At 40.7% G+C, this 22,376-nt stretch carries 19 protein-coding genes and 1 tRNA gene; 2 read left to right on the forward strand and 18 right to left on the reverse strand.

From position 1 onward, the window contains the following. Positions 1–18: 18 nt before the first annotated feature. Positions 19–95, forward strand: a tRNA-Asp gene (locus G6Q48_RS10130). 203 nt (positions 96–298) lie between these two features. Here the strand turns inward: G6Q48_RS10130 and G6Q48_RS10135 are convergent. The 7 genes from G6Q48_RS10135 to G6Q48_RS10165 all read right to left on the reverse strand — a co-directional run bounded on the left by G6Q48_RS10135 (position 299) and on the right by G6Q48_RS10165 (position 7,320). Further along, positions 299–1,024, reverse strand: a complete 726-nt coding sequence (locus tag G6Q48_RS10135) for an ArsR/SmtB family transcription factor (protein ID WP_231068684.1) — start codon at positions 1,022–1,024, stop codon at positions 299–301. Next, positions 1,006–1,395, reverse strand: coding sequence for an amino acid-binding protein (locus tag G6Q48_RS10140; protein ID WP_166266242.1), 390 nt, complete (start codon positions 1,393–1,395; stop codon positions 1,006–1,008). The genes G6Q48_RS10135 and G6Q48_RS10140 overlap by 19 nt, the downstream gene beginning before the upstream one ends. Further along, positions 1,388–1,711 (reverse strand): antibiotic biosynthesis monooxygenase family protein, encoded by a 324-nt coding sequence (locus G6Q48_RS10145; protein ID WP_166266245.1) that lies wholly within the window; start codon positions 1,709–1,711, stop codon positions 1,388–1,390. Before G6Q48_RS10145 ends, G6Q48_RS10140 begins: the two co-directional genes overlap by 8 nt. 112 nt (positions 1,712–1,823) lie before the next feature. Next, positions 1,824–2,156, reverse strand: a complete 333-nt coding sequence (locus G6Q48_RS10150) for a YfiM family lipoprotein (protein WP_166266248.1) — start codon at positions 2,154–2,156, stop codon at positions 1,824–1,826. A 73-nt stretch (positions 2,157–2,229) separates the two neighbouring features. Further along, the gene (gene pssA, locus G6Q48_RS10155; RefSeq protein WP_102138274.1) at positions 2,230–3,585 is read right to left on the reverse strand and encodes a CDP-diacylglycerol--serine O-phosphatidyltransferase; all 1,356 of its coding nucleotides are present in this window, start codon (positions 3,583–3,585) and stop codon (positions 2,230–2,232) included. A 159-nt stretch (positions 3,586–3,744) separates the two neighbouring features. Then, positions 3,745–6,390: a bifunctional acetate--CoA ligase family protein/GNAT family N-acetyltransferase gene (locus tag G6Q48_RS10160; protein ID WP_166266251.1), complete on the reverse strand. Its 2,646-nt coding sequence runs from the start codon at positions 6,388–6,390 to the stop codon at positions 3,745–3,747. Positions 6,391–6,618: 228 nt separating this feature from the next. After that, a complete protein-coding gene (locus G6Q48_RS10165; RefSeq protein ID WP_102138276.1) occupies positions 6,619–7,320 on the reverse strand; it encodes a tRNA-uridine aminocarboxypropyltransferase in 702 nt (233 codons plus the stop codon). Positions 7,321–7,488: 168 nt separating this feature from the next. Between G6Q48_RS10165 and G6Q48_RS10170 the strand changes: the two genes are divergently transcribed. After that, the gene (locus G6Q48_RS10170; RefSeq protein WP_166266254.1) at positions 7,489–8,583 is read left to right on the forward strand and encodes a tRNA/rRNA methyltransferase; all 1,095 of its coding nucleotides are present in this window, start codon (positions 7,489–7,491) and stop codon (positions 8,581–8,583) included. A gap of 107 nt (positions 8,584–8,690) precedes the next feature. Here the strand turns inward: G6Q48_RS10170 and emrB are convergent, their stop codons facing one another. The 11 genes from emrB to nrdH form a co-directional block, all read right to left on the reverse strand. Then, on the reverse strand, positions 8,691–10,226 hold the full coding sequence (gene emrB / locus G6Q48_RS10175; RefSeq protein ID WP_166266257.1) for a multidrug efflux MFS transporter permease subunit EmrB: 1,536 nt from the start codon (positions 10,224–10,226) through the stop codon (positions 8,691–8,693). 14 nt (positions 10,227–10,240) lie between these two features. Next, positions 10,241–11,422 carry a multidrug efflux MFS transporter periplasmic adaptor subunit EmrA gene (gene emrA / locus G6Q48_RS10180; RefSeq protein ID WP_102138279.1) on the reverse strand — a complete coding sequence of 394 codons (1,182 nt, stop codon included), beginning with the start codon at positions 11,420–11,422 and terminating at the stop codon, positions 10,241–10,243. A 216-nt stretch (positions 11,423–11,638) separates the two neighbouring features. Further along, positions 11,639–12,154, reverse strand: coding sequence for a transcriptional repressor MprA (gene mprA, locus G6Q48_RS10185; RefSeq protein WP_166266260.1), 516 nt, complete (start codon positions 12,152–12,154; stop codon positions 11,639–11,641). Positions 12,155–12,807: 653 nt separating this feature from the next. Further along, on the reverse strand, positions 12,808–14,007 hold the full coding sequence (locus G6Q48_RS10190) for an MFS transporter (RefSeq protein ID WP_166266263.1): 1,200 nt from the start codon (positions 14,005–14,007) through the stop codon (positions 12,808–12,810). Between the two features lie 129 nt (positions 14,008–14,136). After that, the gene (gene proX / locus G6Q48_RS10195) at positions 14,137–15,132 is read right to left on the reverse strand and encodes a glycine betaine/L-proline ABC transporter substrate-binding protein ProX (protein WP_102138282.1); all 996 of its coding nucleotides are present in this window, start codon (positions 15,130–15,132) and stop codon (positions 14,137–14,139) included. Between the two features lie 102 nt (positions 15,133–15,234). After that, positions 15,235–16,410: a glycine betaine/L-proline ABC transporter permease ProW gene (gene proW, locus G6Q48_RS10200; RefSeq protein ID WP_242685801.1), complete on the reverse strand. Its 1,176-nt coding sequence runs from the start codon at positions 16,408–16,410 to the stop codon at positions 15,235–15,237. Further along, positions 16,403–17,602 carry a glycine betaine/L-proline ABC transporter ATP-binding protein ProV gene (gene proV / locus G6Q48_RS10205; protein WP_166266266.1) on the reverse strand — a complete coding sequence of 400 codons (1,200 nt, stop codon included), beginning with the start codon at positions 17,600–17,602 and terminating at the stop codon, positions 16,403–16,405. Before proV ends, proW begins: the two co-directional genes overlap by 8 nt. 741 nt (positions 17,603–18,343) lie before the next feature. Further along, on the reverse strand, positions 18,344–19,315 hold the full coding sequence (gene nrdF / locus G6Q48_RS10210; RefSeq protein ID WP_166266268.1) for a class 1b ribonucleoside-diphosphate reductase subunit beta: 972 nt from the start codon (positions 19,313–19,315) through the stop codon (positions 18,344–18,346). Between the two features lie 13 nt (positions 19,316–19,328). Next, complete coding sequence (gene nrdE / locus G6Q48_RS10215) at positions 19,329–21,461, reverse strand: class 1b ribonucleoside-diphosphate reductase subunit alpha (protein WP_166266271.1); 2,133 nt, start codon at positions 21,459–21,461, stop codon at positions 19,329–19,331. An 11-nt stretch (positions 21,462–21,472) separates the two neighbouring features. Then, positions 21,473–21,886, reverse strand: coding sequence for a class Ib ribonucleoside-diphosphate reductase assembly flavoprotein NrdI (nrdI, locus tag G6Q48_RS10220; RefSeq protein WP_166266274.1), 414 nt, complete (start codon positions 21,884–21,886; stop codon positions 21,473–21,475). A gap of 8 nt (positions 21,887–21,894) precedes the next feature. Further along, positions 21,895–22,122 (reverse strand): glutaredoxin-like protein NrdH, encoded by a 228-nt coding sequence (gene nrdH, locus G6Q48_RS10225; protein ID WP_102138287.1) that lies wholly within the window; start codon positions 22,120–22,122, stop codon positions 21,895–21,897. Positions 22,123–22,376: the final 254 nt, after the last annotated feature.

Genomic DNA, 22,376 nt, shown 5'->3' on the forward strand with positions numbered 1-22,376 from the left:
GAGGCAAAAAGAATAAGTGGAGCGGTAGTTCAGTTGGTTAGAATACCTGCCTGTCACGCAGGGGGTCGCGGGTTCGAGTCCCGTCCGTTCCGCCACTTATCAAAGCCCCGTGATGAAAATCACGGGGCTTTTTTATATTATTAATATTATTGGGTTTTATGGATAATGAGCCATAATAGGTGGCTTGAAGCGTTATTTGAGGAAAACACAGTCTTACGTCTGCTTTAATTGGTTCTACAAGTATATTACTAAATCGTTTTAGGATAGAAAGTAACTGTTCACTATTTGGGGGGAGAATTTAAGCTATATTAATATCAAATATACGCTTTAAGGCTTTCTTGCCATTGGAAGTAAAAGTAACGTCTCTATAGCCTTTTGTTTTATCTATCCATTTGTTTTCTTCAAAGAATTGTAGCAGTAATGATCCTGCGAGCCCTCCTAAGTGCATACGTCTTTCACTCCAATCTAAACAAGCACATGCTATTTTCCGTTTTGTATGAGGAACAATATCTATCCCCAATTTTTTGAATTGCTCGGCACCAATTATGGATAATTTATTCTCTTTAGCCATAAACCAGCCATTTTTATCCATAAATTCATATATTTTAACAGCAATTTCTCCTGCCAAGTGGTCATAGCAGGTGCGTGCTTTTCGTAGATGTATAGGCGTTGTTATTGGGAGGGTATACTCCAATTTCATAGATACCCCCATTAATGTTTCTAATAATTCGGCAATGTCTGAGCCTGCAAGTCGATAATAGCGGTGCCTTCCTTGAGATAGACAACTAATTAAGTGGCTATTTAAAAGCTTAGCTAGATGTGCACTTGTTGTTGATGGCGCTATGTCTGCAACTGCGCTTAATTCTGTTGCTGTCCATGCTCTGCCATCCATTAATGCACACAAAATGCTGACCCTTGAAGGATCAGCAATTGCAGAAGCAACTTTTGCGATGGATTGTTCTAATGGTTCTTTTTCTTCAATGAGAATGCTATTTTTGCTGGGTATCATGGTTGGCTTTCCCATTGTTTCGTCACTTCAGCGGCTAACATATCATTGTCTGTTATTAATATTAGCCTATTATTATGGTCGCTATATTGAACTAAGATATTAATTTGGTGAAGTGCGAGTTGAGAAACAATTTCGCCGAGTTCACCTGGACGCTCTTGTTTCAATTTGCGGATAACCGGTTGTATAGTACTTTCAATCTGTAAACCCACAGTTGCTAAGGCACTACGCGCTTTTTCTGGCTGGGTAACAAGAAAGTGAGTGTGGCTTTTTCCTCCGATAGAAAAAACGCCACCGCCTTCAAGACCAACACCATGTTTCCCTAATGTTGTTGCTAACAGAGCTAGAGCACCTACTTGATTTTCAAGAATAACATGAATGTCATACATCAGAGCTATCCTCTTTATTGAATGAGTAATCCTTTAGTGTATGAGCAATTCGAATTCGATAATGGGAAAAAATGGCTTGTTGCCCTTCAACTTGCGCATTGATATGCATGAAATGGTTTTTCCATTTTTTTATAGCTTCCTCTGTTTCCCACCATGAAAGTGAGAGGATTTTTCCTTCCGTTGTGACAGATTGAAAACGCTCGACAGCAATGAACCCTTCAATATTCATAAGTTCAGATTTAAGTTTGGCTGCCAATTCGAAATAACGGTCTTTTTGCGCAGGTATTGGGGTGGCTTCAAAAATGACGGCAATCATAAAATACTCCTTAGTGTATAAAGCTCAACTATAAGGATTTAATTTATAGATACTTCGATGGTGAGCGAAATATTGAAAATAGGAATTTAAAAGATAGGGAAAAGAAGGCGGGTCATTTTAAGGACTGATATAAACTGTAACCCGCTATTGACCCTGCTACATCATAGACAAAATCATGCCAACTCCAACCGGTGCCCGCAGGCCTGCTATCATAAAGCTCTTTTGCTGTGCCAAGAGATACTGAAAACAGAATACCGAATATGGCCGCATCACGGTGTTGTATGTTTTGTTTATCTGCATAAGCATTGCCAGCTGCAGCCATAGCCGCTGAAAATGCAAAATGCTGAGCTTTATCTTTGCCTTGCCAATTATCATTAGCCCAATGGAAACCCTGACATCCTGTCAAAACGAGCATAAATAAGCTAATGATTAGTGACTTGGACATATTTGCTGGGATACCTAGAAAATTAAAGTAGCAAAATAAAAGCGCCACTGGTGTGACGCTTATTGTTTAAAATCTAAAGAATGCGGCTAATTAAGCGGTCGACTCGTATTCGACGTAGTCTTCGGATTAATTTCTTCACTTTAACTGGATAGGTTTGAATGCTGTCTAGTTCACGATAATGGCTAACAACTTTTGTATGCGTTCGGATACACGCTAGTTCGTGGCTACGTTGCTCTTGCAATTGTTGTTTTGGATCGTGAATTAATACTGCATTTTCAAGATCTAAGCCCCATGCGCGAGGGTTTAAGTTATTACCGGTGATCAACTGCCACTGATTATCAACCCACATACCTTTTAAGTGATAGGTATTATCGCCATCTTTCCAGAGCCTAACTGTTAATTGTTGGCTGTCAATAAAGCGTTGTAAGCGGCTGACAAAGCGACGTAGATTGATTTCGTAAAGATAGGGCAATGCACCTATAATTTTAAATGGTTCTTCGGGGGGGATATAAAAATCATTGGCGGTTTTGTCACCAATGATAATTTCGACCTCTTTACCATCACGCAGTAACCTGTTGATGATTCGGACTAAAACTGCGGGCAGATTAAAATAAGGTGTACAGATAGTTAATTTATTACTGGTCGAGCCCATTAAGTGGGTGATGACTCGGTTTAAATCATTTTTCTTACCAAGCCCGACAAAAGGGGTAACCGATAATGCGTCATTTGATGCATTTCCTGTAAATTGGTAAGAAGCGCCCCTTAAGCTTAAGCGAAATTGTTTGATTAAATGCTTAAACTCTGCTGTTTTAGGACGAGTTTCAGTATTGAGCAAATGAACCGCTTCGGCAGGCAATAATGATGCATCAATAAATTTTTTCATTGATGCAGTGAGTTGCCCATTTTTAATCAGGTGGTATCTGTCATAACGGTATCTATCATGACGTTGTAAATACACGTCATTAATACTCGCTCCGCTATATAGCAAGGTATCATCAAATAAAAAGCCTTTGAGGTGTAGTACACCAAGGGCTTCCCGTGTATTGACAGGAATACCATAGATAGGAATTTCGATATCAGGGTAATGCTGAGCAACATCATAATACCAATCGGCATTAGTTGCATTTGCAGCAACTCCTATACGCCCTCGTTGAGCACGGTGCCAGTCTACGAGAATTTTGATATCCAATGATGTATTAGCTTGTTTTGCAGCATATAGAGCATGAAGTACGTCTTTGCCTGCATCGTCTTTCTCTAAATACAAAGCCGTTATGTAGATAGTATTTTGAGCTTGAGAGATTTGCTTAAGCAGTTCATCACGAAAATCTTCTGTCTTATATAGCGTTTTTACATCAGCAACTTCTTGAGAGAGTTTTGGTAAACTTAACAAATATTGTTGATGTTTTGCTTGTTTTAATTTTGACAACATCACAGTGTAAATTTTCTCTTATTAGTCTAATAGCAACTCGCTTTGCGCACATTTTTAAGCGAATGATCTATGGATGATAGCATATTTAGCTAAACCATTTAGTATAAATTGACGACTTGTTTAATTACTATACAAGTTAAGCCGTGTCCTTAGATATTTCTATAAGTGAAGTGTCAGATTAACGACTCCGTCTTCAAATTGAACGTCAATCTCAAAGCCCAGTTTTTTCGCTAGGCTTATCATATTACGGTTTTCAGGCATGGTTATTGCTGTTAGTTTTTTAATGCCGTGGCTCCGAGTATAGTTAAGTAGCTTTTGCATGAGTTGATAACCGAGCGTTTGCCCCTTCATATCGGAGCGAACCAGTACTGCAAATTCGGCTTCTTGGTTATCAGGATCAGCCATTGCTCGCGTGACGCCAATAATTTCAGGCGTAGTATTTGGGTTTTTTACCGCAACGAAAGCCATTTCTCGGTCATAATCAATTTGTGTCATATTGGCGAGGTCATCGTGTGTGAATTCGCTGATCTCGCTAAAATAGCGATAATAAAGATCCTCTTTTGTCACTTGTTCTATAAAGGATTTTAGCAACGGTTCATCTTCAGGAAGGATCGGACGTAGCAAGCACGTAAGATCTTCTTTTAAATGGATTGTTTCTTCTAGTTCACTAGGGTAAGGGCGGATCGCTAGCCTTGATGTGGTCGCATCATCTGTTGGGCTTAATGTCATTGAGACATCAAGTAAAGTAAATTCATCTCCTGAAGCGAGCAATGGGTGGATGTCTAACCTTGTAATATTTGGGCAATCTATAATTAAATTTGAAACTCGCACTAATAAAGCTGACAGCCCTATAATATTTAAGGGTTCTAAAGCGCTTCGAGATTTGATTTTATAACTTTTGATAGCATTAATAACGAGGTAGCGAGCTAAAGCCATATTTAATGGTGGAAGAGCGACGGCAGCTTGGCTCTCTTGTTGCCACTCAATACCACCTTCTCCTAGCATGATGAGAGGACCAAAAACAGGGTCTAGCTCAACAGCAATTCTGAGTTCTTGGGCACCTGCTCGATTAGCCATACTTTGGACTAATAGCCCTTCAATTCGTGCATTAGGGAAATTTGTTGAAACACGCTCCATAATCGCTTTGGCGGCATCTTCTACTTCTTTAGCATTGCGCAAATAGAGCATGACCCCTTGTACTTCTGACTTGTGTACAATATCAGGAGAACGCAGTTTTAAAGCAACGGGGTAACCAATTTTTTCTGCAATTTCAATGGCTTCATTGCTAGAGTGCGCTATCCATGTGGGTAAACTATTTAACCCGTAGGCTTTTAAAATAGGTTGAACTTCATGCGTATCTAGGTGCAACTTATTATTTTCCAATGCTTGCTGAATATATTCATGAGCCTGTTGTGTATTAGCGGTGATACCTACTGGAAGGGCTGGCGTTTCTTTTAATTGTTTTTGGTTACGGCGATATTCCACCATATGCATGTAAGCGGTTATTGCCCCTTCTGGAGTACGGTAGGTTGGGATCCCCGCTTCACTAAATAGGCGACGAGATTCTTGAGATGAATATTCTCCACACCAGTTGGTTAAGATAGTTAGCCATTTTCCGCGTGGATGTTGCTTTATGGTTTTAATGATTTTTTCTGCCATGGTTTTGCTTTCAGTTATCGCACTGGGTGTGTGGATAAGCAATAAAGCGTCATGGTCGTGGCTGTCGAGCATTTTGTTCAATACATTGATATAGCGCTCAACGGTGGAGTCATCCCCTAGGTCAATCGGGTTTTTCGTCGATAAATCAAGTGGTAGCAGTGAACTTAATTCATTTTCTGTTTCAACACTTAACGTTGCAAGTTTGCCACTACGCAAGAGAAGTTCGTCTAGCGCCATCGCGGCAGGGGCAGAGCCATTGCTCATGATTGAAAGACGCTCACCACGTAATGGCGTCATATAGCTTAATGTTTCAACCGCAGAAAACATTTCGTGAGTATCCTGCACGCGAAGTAGCCCTGCACGCTGGATAGCAGCGTCATAAGCGGCATCTAGGCTCGGTTTATCGCCCAGAAGCTCTTGTGCTTTACGGGTTCGACCGCTTTTTATCACCAATATAGGTTTATTGCGTGAGGCGCTGCGAGATGACGATAAGAAGCGTCGTGCATCACTAATGCTTTCGAGGTACAACAAAATGGCACTGGTTTTGCTGTCACGCGCTAAATAATCGAGTAAATCGTCAATATCAATATCGATGCTATCACCCAAGGCAATAAAATAAGAAAAACCGATGTCTCGGTGCCTTGCCCAATCCAGAACGGTATTTGATACCGCAGCAGATTGAGAGATAAAAGCGAGTTTTCCTTTTAAGATTGGAATTGGTGAAAAACTCGCATTCAATCCCTGCCAAGGGGCTAAAAAACCTAGGCTATTCGGGCCTAATAAGCGAATTTGATATTGCTGTGCGACTTTTTTTAATTCATTAAACTGAATTGAAGGGGACGATAAAATAATCACCACCTTACAGCCTGCTTCCCCTAATTGCTGTAAACAGGTGATATTACGTGAGTAATGAGTGCAGATAACGGCAAGGTCAGGTTTGAGCGGTAATTTATCTATAGACGGATAGGCAAGCACGCCAAGGACAGAGTCTCGGTTTGGGTTAACAGGCAGAATAGGGCCTTTAAAGCCACTGGTAAGCAGGTTTTTCATCATAACCGAACCTGCACGGCCCGGATTTTCAGATGCGCCAATGACAACGATAGACTTTGGCCGGAATAAAGATTCTAACTGACTGACTAAACCCATGGTTGATAACCCTTTGCTTTGCTGAACGAGATAAGCGTCCAATAGATAAAAATTGGCTGAGTAATACTTATGAATACTATGCCTTATCTTTGCGATTGCGCTAGTTTATCTAGTGAGTTTAATTAATTTATACAAGCACGTTCACGTTTTATTAGCACGACGATCTAAAAGTTGTCATTTAATGGTACTGGGCTCGAAAAGAAAGCGGAAAACAGTACCAATAAATAGTTAGAGGTGGGATTCGGTAAGTAGCTTCTGTGCAATAGGGTGATGTGGTTTTCCTTCAAGATATTTTTGACGGAAAAGATTGAAATGGCTAAATAGTTGTTTTGACGCGTTTAAATCTCCCGCTAGTTCTAAAACGGTAGCAGCTACCTCAGCGGTACAATGTTGTTCTTCCCTTGATGGCGTACGTAGTAAATAATCCGTTCTTGCTTTGGTATTAATTGAAAGCATTGGAATATCATTAAGATAAGGACTTTTACGAAACATTTTACGTGCTTCTGGCCAGGTCCCATCGAGTAAAATAAATAAAGCGGGTTTATCCGACAAAGTAGGTTCATTGACCACGACACGTTCATTTTGAGCGTAGCTTTCTGGAAAAATAAGGTAAGGTTGCCTTGTAGTGTCTTGCAATGCCGCCAGTAGTTGCGCATCAGGCTCTGTTCTTGACCATTGAAAGGCCAAAGTGTCGGGTAAAACATCCGCAATCAATTTTCCTGTATTACTTGGCTTGAATACTTCGCCATCAAACATAATTAAGCAGAATTGGCTTTTTGCTTGTGACGATACGGTGTCTTGGCACAGGCACTGTGGAATAGGTAACAAGCAATATTGGCAACGTTTTACTCGGCAGCCCCGCGCTTTAAACGGTTTAGTCGATAATGCGAGGCGCTGTTGACGCAGGTGATAAACGGCATTCGGAGTCATGTTGAGTTATATTTTTAGGCCTAAAATGAAGGCGCATATTGTACGCAAAACGATTTCTATACGATAGAAGTATATTCAATAACTTTTAGATGAGATAATAGAGTGAATCGGTAGCGTAGCCATGCAACATCATGTAATCTTCGCGCCATAGCTTAGTAGGGGATAGTGATGAACGACTCGAATGATTTTAGTGGTAAAAACGGCAAAGTAAAAGTGATGTATGTCCGCAGTGAAGAGCAGGACAACAATACAGGTAATGATAAACGCCGAGGCGGTGGCCGTGACGATAGGCGTGGTAATGACAAACGTGGTGGCGATAGACGAGATGGTGCTCGCCAAGATCGTGGTGGTCGCTCAAATCGCCCTGAAGGCGGTCGTGAAGGTCGTCGCTCCGATAACCGTAATGATGCACCTCGTGAGCGTTCACCTTGGCGCACTGTTTCTAAGCCAGATAGCGAAGAGTTAGCGAATGACCATGGCGGAATTGTTGGTAAGAGTCAAATTGACCCGGAACAGTTGCGTAAGCAGCGCCAAGAAGAAACCCGTATCTATGGTGAGAATGCATGCCAAGCCATGTTTAAAAACCGCCCTGATGCGATTGTTCGCGCGTGGTTCTTGCAATCTGTCACGCCGCGTTTTCGTGATGCGCTAAAATGGATGGCTGCAAATCGCAAGGCTTACCATGTTGTCGATGACGAAGAGTTATCGAAAGCATCGGGAACTGAACATCATGGTGGCGTCTGTTTTATCATCAAAAAACGCGGTGGTATGAGTGCAGATGCTTACTTGCAGCAAGCGACAGGTAATGACTGCGTCTTAGCTCTGGAAGATGTGGGAAATCCACATAATCTGGGCGGTATTATGCGTAGTTGTGCGCACTTTGGTATCAAAGGTGTGATTTTGCAGGATGCTGGCATGCTGGAGTCTGGTGCGGCAATTCGTACCGCAGAAGGTGGTGCTGAGCACATTAAAGCGATTGATGCCGATGGGTTAACGGATACTTTGGATAAATTCCGCAAAGCGGGTTATACCATTGTGACGACTTCCAGCCATAAAGGCAGCCAAGATCTCGCAAAAGCGAAGTTACCTGCCAAAATGGTATTAGTTTTAGGCCAAGAAAGTGATGGTTTAAGTGATAGCACGTGGGACCAAGGTGATATGAGCCTGTATATCGGTGGAACAGGTAAAGTGGAAAGCTTGAACGTGTCTGTTGCAACGGGAATTATGTTGGCGCAGTGGTGGCAACAAAACCAAGTTAAATAATACTTTTCCGTTATAAGATATCTAAAGCCATACATAAAAGGATGTGTTTCCTGCTATGTATGGCTTTTTGATATCTGTCATCAAGACGACTTAGTGGGATGGGCTCATTAATGAGCGCCACCGTCTTTTGACCCCGCCCCAAATGGTGGCTTAGCGAACCAGACAATCACCATCAGTAGGATAAAAATTCCAGCTGAGAGCCAAAATATCTCATTGGCTGACATAATCAGCCCTTGGTCAGTAATGGTTTTAGCAAGGTAGGCTGCACTTTGCTGCTCATTCATGCCAATTTTCGCCAGCTCACTGTACATCTGTTGGGCATTTGGGTTGTATGGGTTAACAAACTCAGCAAGGTTTTCATGGTGCATTGACTCTCTTTGGGTCCACATAGTTGTGGTAATCGATGTCCCAATTGCTCCAGCTAAGGTTCGAGTAAAGTTGGACAAACTAGATGCAGAGGCCATTTTTTCTGGTGGTAGGCCAGATAATGTAATGGTTGTCAAAGGCATAAAGAAACAAGCGATAGCTAAGCCCTGCACAAATTGCGGCCATGCGGCTTCGGCAAAACTCATTCCAGGTTCGAAAGTATAAGCACGCCAATAGTAACAAACGGCATAGATAATAAAGCTGAATGTAACTAAGTAACGCATATCAATTCGGTTACCAAAGCGCCCTATAATTGGCGTAATCAGTAGCGGTAATAACCCTACAGGAGCAGAGGCTAGCCCAGCCCAGGTCGCCGTATAGCCATAAACCTCTTGCAGCAATTGCGGCAGTAAGACAATCGTCCCAAAATAGAGCATGTAAGCGAGACTTAAGGACAAACAGCCAATGGTAAAATTGCGTTCTTTAAACAGGGACAAGTCGATGACAGGATGGTCGTCTGTGAGCTCCCAAACAATTAAAAAGGCAATTGCGACAACGGCAATAACGGTTAGGACGATAATTTCAGTCGAGTTAAACCAATCCAACTCTTTGCCTTGGTCAAGCATGATTTGTAAAGCACCAATACCGACAACCAATAGTACCAAACCAATAGTATCAATACGCTGAATGGATATTTTAGTTTCACGGCCTTTTAAGGTACGCATGATGGCAAAAATAATCGCAATACTAAATGGCACATTGATAAAGAATATCCAGCCCCAATGGTAGTTATCACTAATATAACCACCAAGAATCGGTCCGCAAATAGGAGCAATAACGATAGTCATTGACCAAAGGGCGAGGGCCATGTTGCGTTTGGCGGGAGGATAATTATTAAGCAGCAAGCTTTGAGACAAAGGAATGAGCGGCCCTGCAACTAAACCTTGTAAAACACGGAATAAGATCAGCATTTCTAAGCTGCCAGAAATACCGCACAGCCATGAAGTTAAAGCGAATAAGCCTGTAGACCATAAAAATAGCCTGACTTCACCAATCCTACGCGCTAGCCAACCAGTGACAGGGATGGAGATGGCATTGGCAACACCGAAAGAGGTTATTACCCATGTCCCTTGTGAGTTGGATGCCCCTAAGTTTCCAGCAATGGTTGGAATAGCTACGTTAGCAATTGTGGAATCAAGAACTTGCATAAATGTTGCCAACGAAAGGGCAATCGTCATCCAGGCGAGTTTTGATCCCGTTAAAGGTGCTGTCGTCACGATTGCACCTCCACCTATTGATTTCCTAGGTTATTATTAATTATCTCAGTAACTATTTTGTCTGCAGGAGACATATCCACAGCTAATGCAGCGGTATGGTAAGCTGGTGTATCACGCATCCCTTTAGAAAGCACTTTGCCGTTTTTATCTAACGTATCAACTGTTACTTCGGTGGATAAACCGATACGTAGTGGATGCTCTTCAAGCTGAGTTTTATCTAAGGAAATGCGCACAGGAAGGCGCTGGACTACTTTGATCCAGTTACCACTGGCATTTTGTGCAGGTAATAAAGAGAATGCGCTACCTGTTCCCATATCAAGTCCCACAACAGTGCCGCTGAATACGATATCTTTACCGTAAAAGTCAGTCGTGACCTTCGCTGGCTGGCCGATACGCATATCTGCAAGTTGTGTTTCTTTAAAGTTCGCATCAATCCACATCCCCTCGGAAGGGACAATAGCCATTAACGGTGTTGAAGGGGTGATTTGTGAGCCTACTTGTACACTGCGACGAGAAACATAGCCATCAACAGGGCTGACAATTTTCGTTCGTTGTAAAGTCAGCCAAGCATTTCTAACTTGGGTCGCTGCTTGCTCTACAGCTGGCTGTTTTTCAATTGAGGTATTTAGAACGATGGCTTGATTCGCATTATATTGTTCTATTGCCACGTCTAATGCCGCTTTAGCACTGACAACGGCTTCTCTAGCGTGCTGCAGTTCTTCTTTACCAATAACATGGCTGCTGCCTAACACTTCTCGACGTTTTAAATCATTCTGTAAGCGGTTTAATTCAGAACGTTTTACCTGAATATTGGCTTGGAGCTGGCGGCTATTAACCATGTGCTGGCGGGTCTGACGGACGCTGTTTGCTAATTCTGTTTTTGCTTTATCTAGAGTTAGCTCTGCATCACGTGGGTCGAGTTCAACCAAAACGGTGCCACTTGTCACAAAATCGGTATTATCCACATTGACCGTCATGACGCTCCCGGAAACTTGGGATTGTATTTGTACTTGATTTCCTGCGACATAAGCGTTGTCTGTTGACTCATAGTGGCGAAGAACGAGATACCAGTAGACCGCCCAGCCAACGCCTATAATAATAAATAATAGTGTCAAAAAGATAAGCGCACTTTTGCGTTGTCTTTTTTTATTTCGTTGGGGAGTTTGCGTTTGTTGCATTTCCTCAGGGGAACTCATACTCGTATTTCTCCATTTCTATGGATAAGGATCACGGTTGTTTCCAGTAGTTAGGTGTTAACCACTGGAAACTGAGACTACAAATGATTTTGCTGTTTGATGGGATATCGTAAAGCATAAGGGTGAAAGGATAATGATATATTATTGGCTGAAAAGTTTTTTTTCACCGTTGAGCTTAAGAATGGCTCAAATACATTAACCTTACAAAAGTTATGGTCAATCTTTTATAGTATCCAGTTTTGTCAGTAATTTACGCATTAGCGTATTAAGTTGTTGTTTTTCATCAATATCTAAAACAGACCAAATATCAATTAATGCGCTGTGCTGAGGTGGTAATAGACCATTTAAAAATTCAGTCCCTTTTTCTGTGAGGTGTAGATGAAGGCAACGTCTATCATTGTGACTCTCTTTGCGTTCAATCCAACCATTTTTTTCCAGTTCATCTGCAATGCGTGTCGCATTGGTTCGTGAGGAACCAAGGGCAGCACTGAGTTCAGATGGCTGAATACTGCGGGAGTCTTTTGTATCAAGGATCATGAGCGCCATAAATAGTGTTTCATTAATACCTTGGGACCTTAACATATTATTTCGCGCTTCAAGTAATTTCCCATGAACATGCATGCATAGGCGTGTTAGGAGAATTTCTTGATACGGAATAGGGCTTTCACGTGAATCTTGCTGTTCTACACGAGTATTGAGTAACTCTTCAGTAGGTGTAAATGAACTTTCCATTATTGGGATACCTTATTAGTTTCAGTTGGTAAGATTACAACTGTCATCAACCATCTAAATGGTATATTAAAAGATAGAATTAGCAATTGTACTTAATTAATATCGCCGATTTTATTTTGATAATGATACATGATTCATAAATTTTATGAATGTAATTTACCTATTTTAGTATAGCGTACTAACTATTTTATACTGATAGTGTCACTTTTGGTTGCGAAATAACCAATTCAACACTTAATTAAAGGCTAATTTCAATCATATGAAACAATATATAATCACATGACATTAACTCAATACCATTTTTTTTGTTACCCAATAATTACAACTTAGATAGATACACTTATATCATAAGTATAACTACCTATTTTTGTATAATTAAAACATTATTTGACGTAACAGTAATTTGAGATTTTAACAGTTATACTACCTTCTTAAAGAGTCATTGTATTTGTTTAACTGTGTCATTCACTAATATTTACTTTGTTTATTATTACAGTTGATAACTATTGGTTCTATGATAAACGGTCTACTACTTCAACATATTGGTAGATAAGATTGAGGCACATAACTTCAATGTATTATGATTTTTTATCTATTTATGAGACCTCAAAAATCGTTCTCTCAAAATGCATTGATGCCAGTATGAGTAATAACTAGTCATCAGTTATGGTGATGATGGGATCAAAACGAATGCCAATAGCCCAAATGATTAAACTTAGGGTCGTCAAAATTGCTCCTGCAACTGCTACGCCTTCCCAACCTGCATGTTCATAGGCATAACCTGAAAGCAGGGAACCGAGTGCTCCACCTATGAAATAACTCGTCATATAGCCGGCCGTTAGGCGATTACGCGCTTCAGGTAATATACGATATAACGTACTCTGGCTCGTGACATGAACGGCTTGCACCGCAAGGTCTAGCACCAAAATCCCGATGATAAACGCGACGAGAGAATATTTAGCTAAACCGATGGGGATCCAGGACAATAGTAATAAAACCAATCCGATTGTTGTGATGATTTTTCCTTTACCTTTATCGACAAGATGCCCTGCTTGGGAGGCCATCAGTGCGCCTGCGGCACCGACTAAGCCAAATAAGCCAATAGTCCCTTCGGAGTAATTGAATGGCGGGCTGGCTAACAAAAAAGCCATTGCGGTCCATAATAAACCAAAGTTGGCAAATGATAATGCACCTAGGGAAGCTCGTACCGCAAGCACTGGGGTCCCAAAAAATAGTCGGCCAATAGAGCAAATAAGCTGAAAATAGTTTAAGTTGGTTTTTTGATGGTAACGAGGGAGTTTAATTGCTAGAACAATCATTAACAGCATTAATAATGCAAAAGCCACCCAATAGATAGCGCGCCAGCCACCGACCATAGCAACAGCGCCTGAAACCGTTCTTGCAAGTAGAATTCCCAGTAATAGCCCACTCATGATCATCCCCACCGCTTTACCGCGTTTATGTGGTTTAGCAATAGATGCAGCGAGTGGGATCAGGACTTGTGCAACAACCGAAAATAGCCCTGTCAGGGCAGTGCCTAAAAGGATTTGCCAAATATTATTTGAAAGCGCTGTAATTAATAACCCTAATGCCGAAAGAAAGGTCATGGTTAAAATTAAACGCTTGCGTTCAAACAAATCTCCCAGCGGGACTAAAAAAAGTAAACCTGCCGCATAGCCCAGTTGGGCCGCGGTGACAATAAACCCAGCCATATTAGTGGTTAAATTAAACTGCCCCGCAATGGTGTCTAAAAGCGGTTGAGCATAGTAATTACTGGCAACGACGAGACCTGTGGCAATGGCCATTAAAATAGTGAGGCCTGTTGTTAGCTCTGCAGTTTGGGTCTGTTTCATGAGGATTACCTATTATTAGCTAGGCGACTACTATAAACAAAATTTATTACCTTGGTTTATTTCTTTTTGTCATTGATGCAAAAAAGCCACCGGTTAGGGTGGCTAAGGTTATAATCGGGTTGTTTGTTCTTACTTAGCGGCTGCTTGCGCTTCCTTTACCCAACCGTCAAAAGTGGATTGGTGAGCTTTGATCCAAGCATTTGTATGGCGCTGAATGTCTGATTGTGATGCCTCACCGTTATGCATTCTTAAATTCTGCGCATTAATATCGGCAATAGGCAGCTTCATTACTTCAAATAATTTTGCTGCAGCAGGGTTATCCGCTGCCCATTTTTTATTGGCGACAATATGCATGGTATTTGGTGGGAAACCATAGTTTTTTCCGTTAGGTAATGCTGTATCTGTTTTTTCACCATTTGGCATTGATGAGAATGGCACTTCTAACCAGACCACGTCACGACCCGGCTTGAGGACATCACTTATCCAGTAAGGCGTCCACGTATAATATAAAATAGGCTTACCTTCTTTATATCGGGTAATGGTATCCGCCATCATCGCGGCGTAGTTACCTTGGTTATGGTCGACGGTTTTTTCTAGGTCATAAGCTTTTAAATGGTTATTAATAGCAGCTTCACAGCCCCAACCTGGGTTACATCCCGTTAAATCCGCTTTACCATTACCATTTGAATCGAAGAGTTTAGCAATTTTAGGGTCTTTGAGTTGTTCAACATTGGTAATGTTGTATTTCTCAGCCGTTTTTTTGTCGATAAGGTAGCCTTGAGCCGCATTGACAACATAGTTGCCTTGACGATAGAACACATTATCACCGCCAGCGGCGTCATATTGCGCATTATGTAAAGGAACCCAGCTGGTGGCTAAGTAAGTCGCATCACCGTTCGCAATAGATGCGTAAGCCACGTTATAGTCGACCTCTTTGATAGGCTGAACATCATAGCCGAGCTCTTCAAGGGCTTTCGCCACAATCAGTGTTTGGAACGTTTCCTCACTGATCGTACTTTGTACAGGGTTAATTTTTATCCCTTTGCCCGGAAGGTCGTCCGCACTTGCTAATGGGACGGTAAATATGGCTGTTAGTGCAGATGCAAGAATGATTTTATGTTTCATTATATTGTTCCCTCTGTTTTTTCGCAGCGAGCTTGGCTTTATAGTTAAGAGCCAAGTTAGGTGCCACGTGAATGGCACTCAGGTGAATGGAGGATATTTTGATTAATGGTTTTTTTTACAAAATGGGCGCATAACTAACCCAATAGGGCCTTTTTGATACCAACGACATGATGTTTTGCCGCGCGTATCTTGCCCCAAAGATTGGGTGAAACGGTCTAAAATGATAGCTAGAATAACAATACCGACCCCTCCGACAGACGCGAGACCCATATCAAGGCGACCAATACCCCGTAAGACCATTTGGCCTAAGCCCCCGACGGCGATCATTGATGCGATAACAACCATCGACAGCGCTAACATCAAGGTTTGGTTTACCCCGGCCATAATAGTTGGCATCGCCAATGGCAATTGCACTTTAAATAGCATTTGGCGGGGACTTGCACCGAATGATTCAGCGGCTTCAATTAAGTCAGCTGGGACTTGTTTGATCCCTAAAATGGTCAAACGAATGATTGGCGGTAGAGCAAATATTATGGTGACGACGACACCAGGTACATTACCGATACCAAATAACATAACAATCGGGACTAAATAGACGAATGCGGGTGTGGTTTGCATCGCATCAAGTAATGGGCGAATAACTTTAGCCGCTCTATCACTACGCGCTAGCCAAATACCTAGCGGTAGTCCTATCACAATACAAAATAGTAAAGACGTGAGGACCAGAGAGAGTGTCACCATGGCTTCCGACCAAGCCCCAATTGCTCCGATGGCTATCATCGAAATAAATGTGGCCACACCCATTGCACGTCCCGCTAATTGCCAAGCGAGTAACGCGAAAATGATAATGGCAACGGGGGACGGGAGTGAGGTAAGAAATTGTTCAAACCCACTCAAAATGAAATCAATAGGAGCACGTATTCCTTGGAATACAGGACGAAAGTTGAGGACAACCCAGTCAATTGCATGTGCAACCCATGAATCAAGGGGGATCAGCGTGTGCTGGAAGGGATCCATAATATTAAACTGGTCGGGTATGATGCTATCTGTTGGGGCGGCATCAAGCCAATCACTCGAACTGGTATCAGCAGGTGTTGTTGTGTCTGATGCATTGCCCCAAGGATCATCCGCAGACGTATTTATCTCGCTAGAGCTTGTCGCTGCCCATGGGTCATCAGCTGGTATATTTTCAGTACCTTGTGTTGGTGTATCAGTGACTTCAGTGTCAGCCCATGGATCTTGCTGGTTAGTGGTTGTTTCTTGATTTTGCTTACTCATTTGGTGTCTCCTTATCCAGCGCTTGTAACAGCATTCCTTTTGAAATCACGCCCAAATACCGGTTTTTTTCGTTAATAACCGGAACGGCGCAAGGGGCCTGTGCTACTGTAGAAATAACTTCATTTAAGGATGTATCACCTTGAATTGGTTCGATATCAGTTAAAATTGCGGCTTCAATACCTGCTTTTTCATGAAGCGCTTTTTCTAAGGATTCAACAGAAACCACACCGGCAAAGGTATGTCCTCGAGAGATTAAATAACCGTGATAGCGATCTTCATCGTTAAGGACTTTTAGCGCGGAGCGAGGACCAAAACCCGGTGCGATGTGCAATAGTGCATTTGGTCGTCTGCGTGCGATGTCCTTAGCACTGAAAACTTGGCTGATATTCACACCGCGGAAAAAGGTCTTAACGTAGTCATTCGCAGGGTTATTGAGTATCTCATCAGGTGTGCCGACTTGAACGACAACGCCTCCTTGCATAATGGCAATGCGGTCACCAATTCTCATGGCTTCATCAAGATCATGGGAAATAAAGACAATCGTGCGTTGTTTGTCCCCTTGCAAGGAGAGCAGTTCATCTTGCATTTCTGTACGAATTAGTGGGTCGAGGGCTGAGAATGCTTCATCCATTAACAGAATATCTGGGTCATTGGCGAGTGCTCTGGCTAACCCGATACGTTGGCGCATCCCGCCAGATAGCTCATCTGGATATGAATTTGCCCATTTTTCAAGGTTAACTTGCTCAAGCGCATTCATGGCTTTCTTATGGCGCTCTTCTTTTGGGATACCAGAAAGTTCCATGCCAAAAGCGGTGTTATCGATGACGTTCATATGTGGCATCAACGCAAAGGATTGAAACACCATACTAATTTTTGTTCGCCTAACTTCGCGCAGTGCTTTGTCAGAGATATTGGAAATATCTTCTCCGTCTATCATGACTTGCCCGCTAGTTGGTTCTATCAGGCGATTGAGGAGGCGCACCAAGGTCGATTTCCCTGAGCCAGAAAGTCCCATGACAACAAAGATTTCGCCTTCTTCAATCGTCAGATTAACATCTTGAACACCTACGGTAAGGCCTGTTTTTTCAAAGATATCATCTTTATTCATACCTGATTCTAATAGCTTAAATGCTTGATCAGGATTATCCCCAAATATTTTATATAAATTTTTAACTTGTAATTTTATTGCCATATATTATTTACCCAATTTTCAATCAACATGGAAGATAAATTACCTATATTGAATGTGATGAATTCTATAGTGATAGTTAACACTATGTTTCCTAACTATGCTTCCTAACTATGATTATCCTTTGAAAATTATTAGGGCAGAGATTCCTATATTTAGTTTAATGGGCTAGTTAATTATGGATTAAATTTAAATTCCTCCGTTTGAGTTATTAGTAAAATTTGCAAGCAATAAACCCTAGCATAATAAAATCAGCTGACAACCCTAGGTTAAGTATAATTAATCAAAAAATTAGAGAGGAATAATGATTTTATTAGTGTAAATAAAATCGATATCTAAGCTATATACTAATAACCTCTATAATATTCATGTTAGTGTTAACTCGCTGGTGAGATTGAATTTATTTAAAAATAATTTACTTTTAATTTATCAATGTGGGGATTACATGCTCTGTTCTATTTTTAGGTGAAACAGATGCTGGATTGATGGGTGAAAAAAAAGAAATTAACAGTGAATGCATTAATTAAATTTATATAAAATAAAGTGAAACTTGATTGAATTTAGAAATAAGGCCAGATTAACTCATTAAAAATGAATAATTGAACAGATATACATATAAAAAACGAACCTAATTGTTCGTTTGTTGAGCCAAAAAATACCATGACAAATAATTTTGTTATAATTCATCATGGTATGATTTTTATTGTGAGCTGTTTCTATTGATAAACTAAATTAACGATTTAGTTAAAAGTCCCAGTCATCATCTTCGGTACTGACTGCTTTACCAATAATATAAGATGAACCTGAGCCTGAAAAGAAATCATGATTTTCATTTGCATCAGGAGATAATGCCGATAATATCGCGGCACTCACATCGGTGACAGTATCTGGAAATAAGGCTTCATAACCTAAGTTCATTAATGCTTTATTTGCATTGTAATGAAGGAACTTTTTGACATCTTCTGACCAACCAACTGTGTCATAAAGTTCTTGGGTATATTTCACTTCATTTTCATATAAATCGAATAATAATGAAAATGTGAAATCCTTAATTTCTTTTTGAGCATTTTCATCGTATTGTGTTAATGATTTTTGGAATTTATAACCAATATAATAGCCATGTATAGCTTCATCACGAATAATTAAACGTATAAGATCGGCGGTATTAGTTAGCTTCCCTCTACTTGACCAATACATTGGTAAATAGAAACCTGAATAAAATAGAAATGATTCTAAAAAGACGCTAGCGACCTTTTTCTTTAAAGGGTGTGAATCACAATAGTAAGATAGGATGATCTTCGCTTTATTTTGTAATGCAATGTTTTCTTCACTCCAGCGGTATGCATCATCGACATCAGTCGTAGAGCAAAGTGTTGAAAATATTGAGCTATAAGAGCGTGCATGTACGGCTTCCATAAAGCTAATATTTGATAAAACCGCTTCTTCATGAGGTGTTTGAGCATCTGGCATTAAACAAGGCGCACCAACCGTATTTTGAATGGTATCTAGTAGCGTGAGGCCGGTAAATACGCGTATCGTTAGCTGTTTCTCTGCAGCAGTTAGGGTATTCCAAGAAGGAATATCATTAGATAATGGCACTTTTTCTGGAAGCCAAAAGTTACTGGTTAATCGGTTCCATACTTCTAAGTCTTTATCATCCTGAATGCGGTTCCAGTTAATGGCTTTTACTGGTGTGTTAGATGTGCTGGTGGTCATAAATATTTTCCTATTACAAAGTGCAAGATACGCAGCCTTCGACCTCTGTTCCTTCGAGGGCAGTTTGGCGTAATCGGATGTAATACAATGTCTTGATTCCTTTTCGCCAGGCATATATTTGCGCTCGGTTAATATCTCGTGTGGTGGCATCATCTTTAAAAAAGAGAGTCAAAGATAAACCTTGGTCAACGTGCTGAGTTGCCATGGCATAAGTATCAATAATTTTTTCAGAACCGATTTGGTAAGCATCTTGGTAATATTCTAAGTTTTCATTCGTCATAAAAGGAGCTGGATAGTAAACACGGCCAATTTTACCTTCTTTACGAATCTCAATTCGTGAAACAATGGGGTGGATGCTTGATGTTGAATTATTGATGTAAGAGATAGACCCTGTAGGCGGGATCGCTTGCAAGTTCTGGTTATAAATCCCATAGGTAATGACAGACTGCTTTAAGGCTTGCCAATCTTCACGAGTTGGAATTTCGATACCCGAACGTCGGAATAATTCCTGAACGGTTTGTGTTTTTGGTAGCCAAATATTGTTGATATATTTATCAAAATAATCACCAGAGGCATAAGTTGAATGTTCAAAACCAACAAATGCAGTTTTTCTTTCAATGGCTAATTGGTTTGACGTTTTTAATGCGTAATAGGTGACCGTATAAAAATAGATATTGGTGAAATCGAGCGCTTCTTCTGAGCCGTAATAGATATGCTCTCTTGCTAGGTAGCCATGTAAATTCATTTGCCCTAATCCAATCGCATGTGATTGCCGGTTACCTTCAGCAATGGAAGGGACAGAACGAATATCACTCATATCTGAGACCGCGCTCAGTGCTCTAACGGCAGCAGCTATTGATTGAGCGAAATTCGGTGAGTCCATCGTTTTAGCGATATTCATGGAGCCTAAATTACAGCTAATATCTTTACCAATTTGTTGATAGCTTAAATCGTCTTCATAAAGACTAGGGCGATTAACTTGCAGTATTTCTGAGCACAGATTGCTCATATTAATACGCCCTGCGATAGGATTAGCTCGGTTAGCCGTATCTTCAAATAAAATATACGGATATCCAGATTCAAACTGGATCTCAGCTAAAGTTTGGAAAAATTCCCGAGCATTAATTTTGTATTTTTTTATCGCTTTGTTATTGACCATTTCATGGTATTTGTCTGTAACACTAATCTCAGACATAGGGACACCATAGATGCGCTCAATATCATAAGGAGAGAACAAATACATGTCCTGGTTATCTTTCGCTAGTTGGAAAGTGATATCAGGGATCACGACCCCTAAAGAAAGTGTTTTAATCCGTATTTTTTCATCTGCATTTTCACGCTTAGTGTCAAGAAAACGCATAATATCAGGGTGATGAGCGTTCAAATAGACTGCGCCAGCGCCTTGCCTAGCACCGAGTTGGTTGGCATAAGAAAATGCATCTTCTAACATTTTCATGACAGGAACAACCCCAGAGGATTGGTTTTCAATCAATTTTATTGGGGCGCCTTGCTCCCGTAAGTTAGTCATCAGAAAGGCGACACCGCCCCCTCGTTTGGATAACTGCAAAGCTGAATTTACTGAGCGGCCAATGGATTCCATGTTGTCTTCGATTCTTAAAAGAAAACAAGAAATTAGCTCACCGCGTTGTTTTTTACCGCAGTTAAGAAAAGTGGGAGTGGCGGGTTGAAAACGCCCTGTAATGATTTCATCAACATATAATCTAGCGAGGGACTCATTCCCTTGTGCAAGTGTTAAGGCAACCATACAGACGCGATCTTCATAGCGTTCGAGATAGCGTTTGCCATCAAAAGTTTTCAGTGTATAGCTAGTGTAATATTTAAAGGCACCTAGGAATGTTTGAAAACGGAATTTGTGAGCGTATGCCTGTTTAAATAATGCTTTTATAAATTCAAAGTTATATTGTTCTAATACACTATTTTCGTAATAATTTTCTTGTACTAAAAAGTCTAATTTTTCTTTTAAATCATGGAAAAATACGGTGTTCTGGTTCACATGCTGTCGAAAATAGTGGTGAGCCGCTTCTTTGTCTTTATCAAATTGAATACGGCCTTCGTTATCATATAAATTCAACATCGCATTGAGTGCATGATAATCGACATCTGATGTATTTTGCATTTTATCCATTTGAAATAACTCTAGTTGTTTGTACGTTGCCAAAACGTTTTTAGGCCTCGTTGAACGGACTGAACATCTTTATCAGTACCAAGAAGTTCAAAACGATATAGGTAGGGGACATGGCATTTTTGCGCGATGATATTCCCAGCTATCGCATAGGCATCGCCAAAATTGGTATTACCCGCAGCAATAACACCACGGATAAGTGCGCGATTGACTTCAATATTAAGAAATTGGATCACTTCTTTTGGAACCGCACCTTTTGTTCCACCGCCACCGTAAGTCGGCAGTAGTAAAACATAAGGTTTTGTCGCAATTAGGCTACTTTTGTGATTGCCAATAGGTAACCGTGTTGCAGGGATATCTAGTTTTTCAATAAAGCGATGGCAATTTTCTGAGCGACTTGAAAAATAGATGAGTGATTCCGTTTCCATGACATCACCTAAGCGGCTAATAGGCTAATCATGTCTGGCCGAAAACCCGCCCAATGTTTGTCGCCCGCAATAACGACAGGAACTTGTTGGTAGCCTAATTTTTTTACAAGTTCAAGAGCTTGGCTATCTTCAGTGAGGTCAATAATTTGGTAAGAAATCGCTTTGCGATCTAAGGCTTGATAAGTAGCATTACACTGAACGCAGTTAGGTTTACTATAAATGGTAATCTCAGTCATGTTATTTACCTTTTGAATGTTTAATAGCATTAGAAATAAGGTACGTGATACCTAAATACTATATATAGATTTTTGTTTTATCAACCGCACAATATGTAGTGAATATGAAATGTTGAATGATAATTATTCTAATTGTTGGCTAGGTGGTTATTAACATTGAAAATAAAAAAATATCGTATTAGATGATTCAAAGAGACACTCTAAGAAAAAAGATCATTGCAAAGTGGAAATAATTTACTCTATAACTGTATATA

Source organism: Providencia sp. M-27 (assembly GCF_011077905.1).
Lineage (GTDB): Bacteria > Pseudomonadota > Gammaproteobacteria > Enterobacterales > Enterobacteriaceae > Providencia > Providencia huaxiensis.

Coding starts and splice junctions, on each gene's coding strand:
- G6Q48_RS10135 (WP_231068684.1), bottom strand. CDS start 1,024: ATGGGAAAGCCAACCATGATACCCAGCAAAAATAGCATTCTCATTGAA.
- G6Q48_RS10140 (WP_166266242.1), bottom strand. CDS start 1,395: ATGTATGACATTCATGTTATTCTTGAAAATCAAGTAGGTGCTCTAGCT.
- G6Q48_RS10145 (WP_166266245.1), bottom strand. CDS start 1,711: ATGATTGCCGTCATTTTTGAAGCCACCCCAATACCTGCGCAAAAAGAC.
- G6Q48_RS10150 (WP_166266248.1), bottom strand. CDS start 2,156: ATGTCCAAGTCACTAATCATTAGCTTATTTATGCTCGTTTTGACAGGA.
- pssA (WP_102138274.1), bottom strand. CDS start 3,585: ATGTTGTCAAAATTAAAACAAGCAAAACATCAACAATATTTGTTAAGT.
- G6Q48_RS10160 (WP_166266251.1), bottom strand. CDS start 6,390: ATGGGTTTAGTCAGTCAGTTAGAATCTTTATTCCGGCCAAAGTCTATC.
- G6Q48_RS10165 (WP_102138276.1), bottom strand. CDS start 7,320: ATGACTCCGAATGCCGTTTATCACCTGCGTCAACAGCGCCTCGCATTA.
- G6Q48_RS10170 (WP_166266254.1), top strand. CDS start 7,489: ATGAACGACTCGAATGATTTTAGTGGTAAAAACGGCAAAGTAAAAGTG.
- emrA (WP_102138279.1), bottom strand. CDS start 11,422: ATGAGTTCCCCTGAGGAAATGCAACAAACGCAAACTCCCCAACGAAAT.
- mprA (WP_166266260.1), bottom strand. CDS start 12,154: ATGGAAAGTTCATTTACACCTACTGAAGAGTTACTCAATACTCGTGTA.
- G6Q48_RS10190 (WP_166266263.1), bottom strand. CDS start 14,007: ATGAAACAGACCCAAACTGCAGAGCTAACAACAGGCCTCACTATTTTA.
- proX (WP_102138282.1), bottom strand. CDS start 15,132: ATGAAACATAAAATCATTCTTGCATCTGCACTAACAGCCATATTTACC.
- proW (WP_242685801.1), bottom strand. CDS start 16,410: ATGAGTAAGCAAAATCAAGAAACAACCACTAACCAGCAAGATCCATGG.
- proV (WP_166266266.1), bottom strand. CDS start 17,602: ATGGCAATAAAATTACAAGTTAAAAATTTATATAAAATATTTGGGGAT.
- nrdF (WP_166266268.1), bottom strand. CDS start 19,315: ATGACCACCAGCACATCTAACACACCAGTAAAAGCCATTAACTGGAAC.
- nrdE (WP_166266271.1), bottom strand. CDS start 21,461: ATGGATAAAATGCAAAATACATCAGATGTCGATTATCATGCACTCAAT.
- nrdI (WP_166266274.1), bottom strand. CDS start 21,886: ATGGAAACGGAATCACTCATCTATTTTTCAAGTCGCTCAGAAAATTGC.
- nrdH (WP_102138287.1), bottom strand. CDS start 22,122: ATGACTGAGATTACCATTTATAGTAAACCTAACTGCGTTCAGTGTAAT.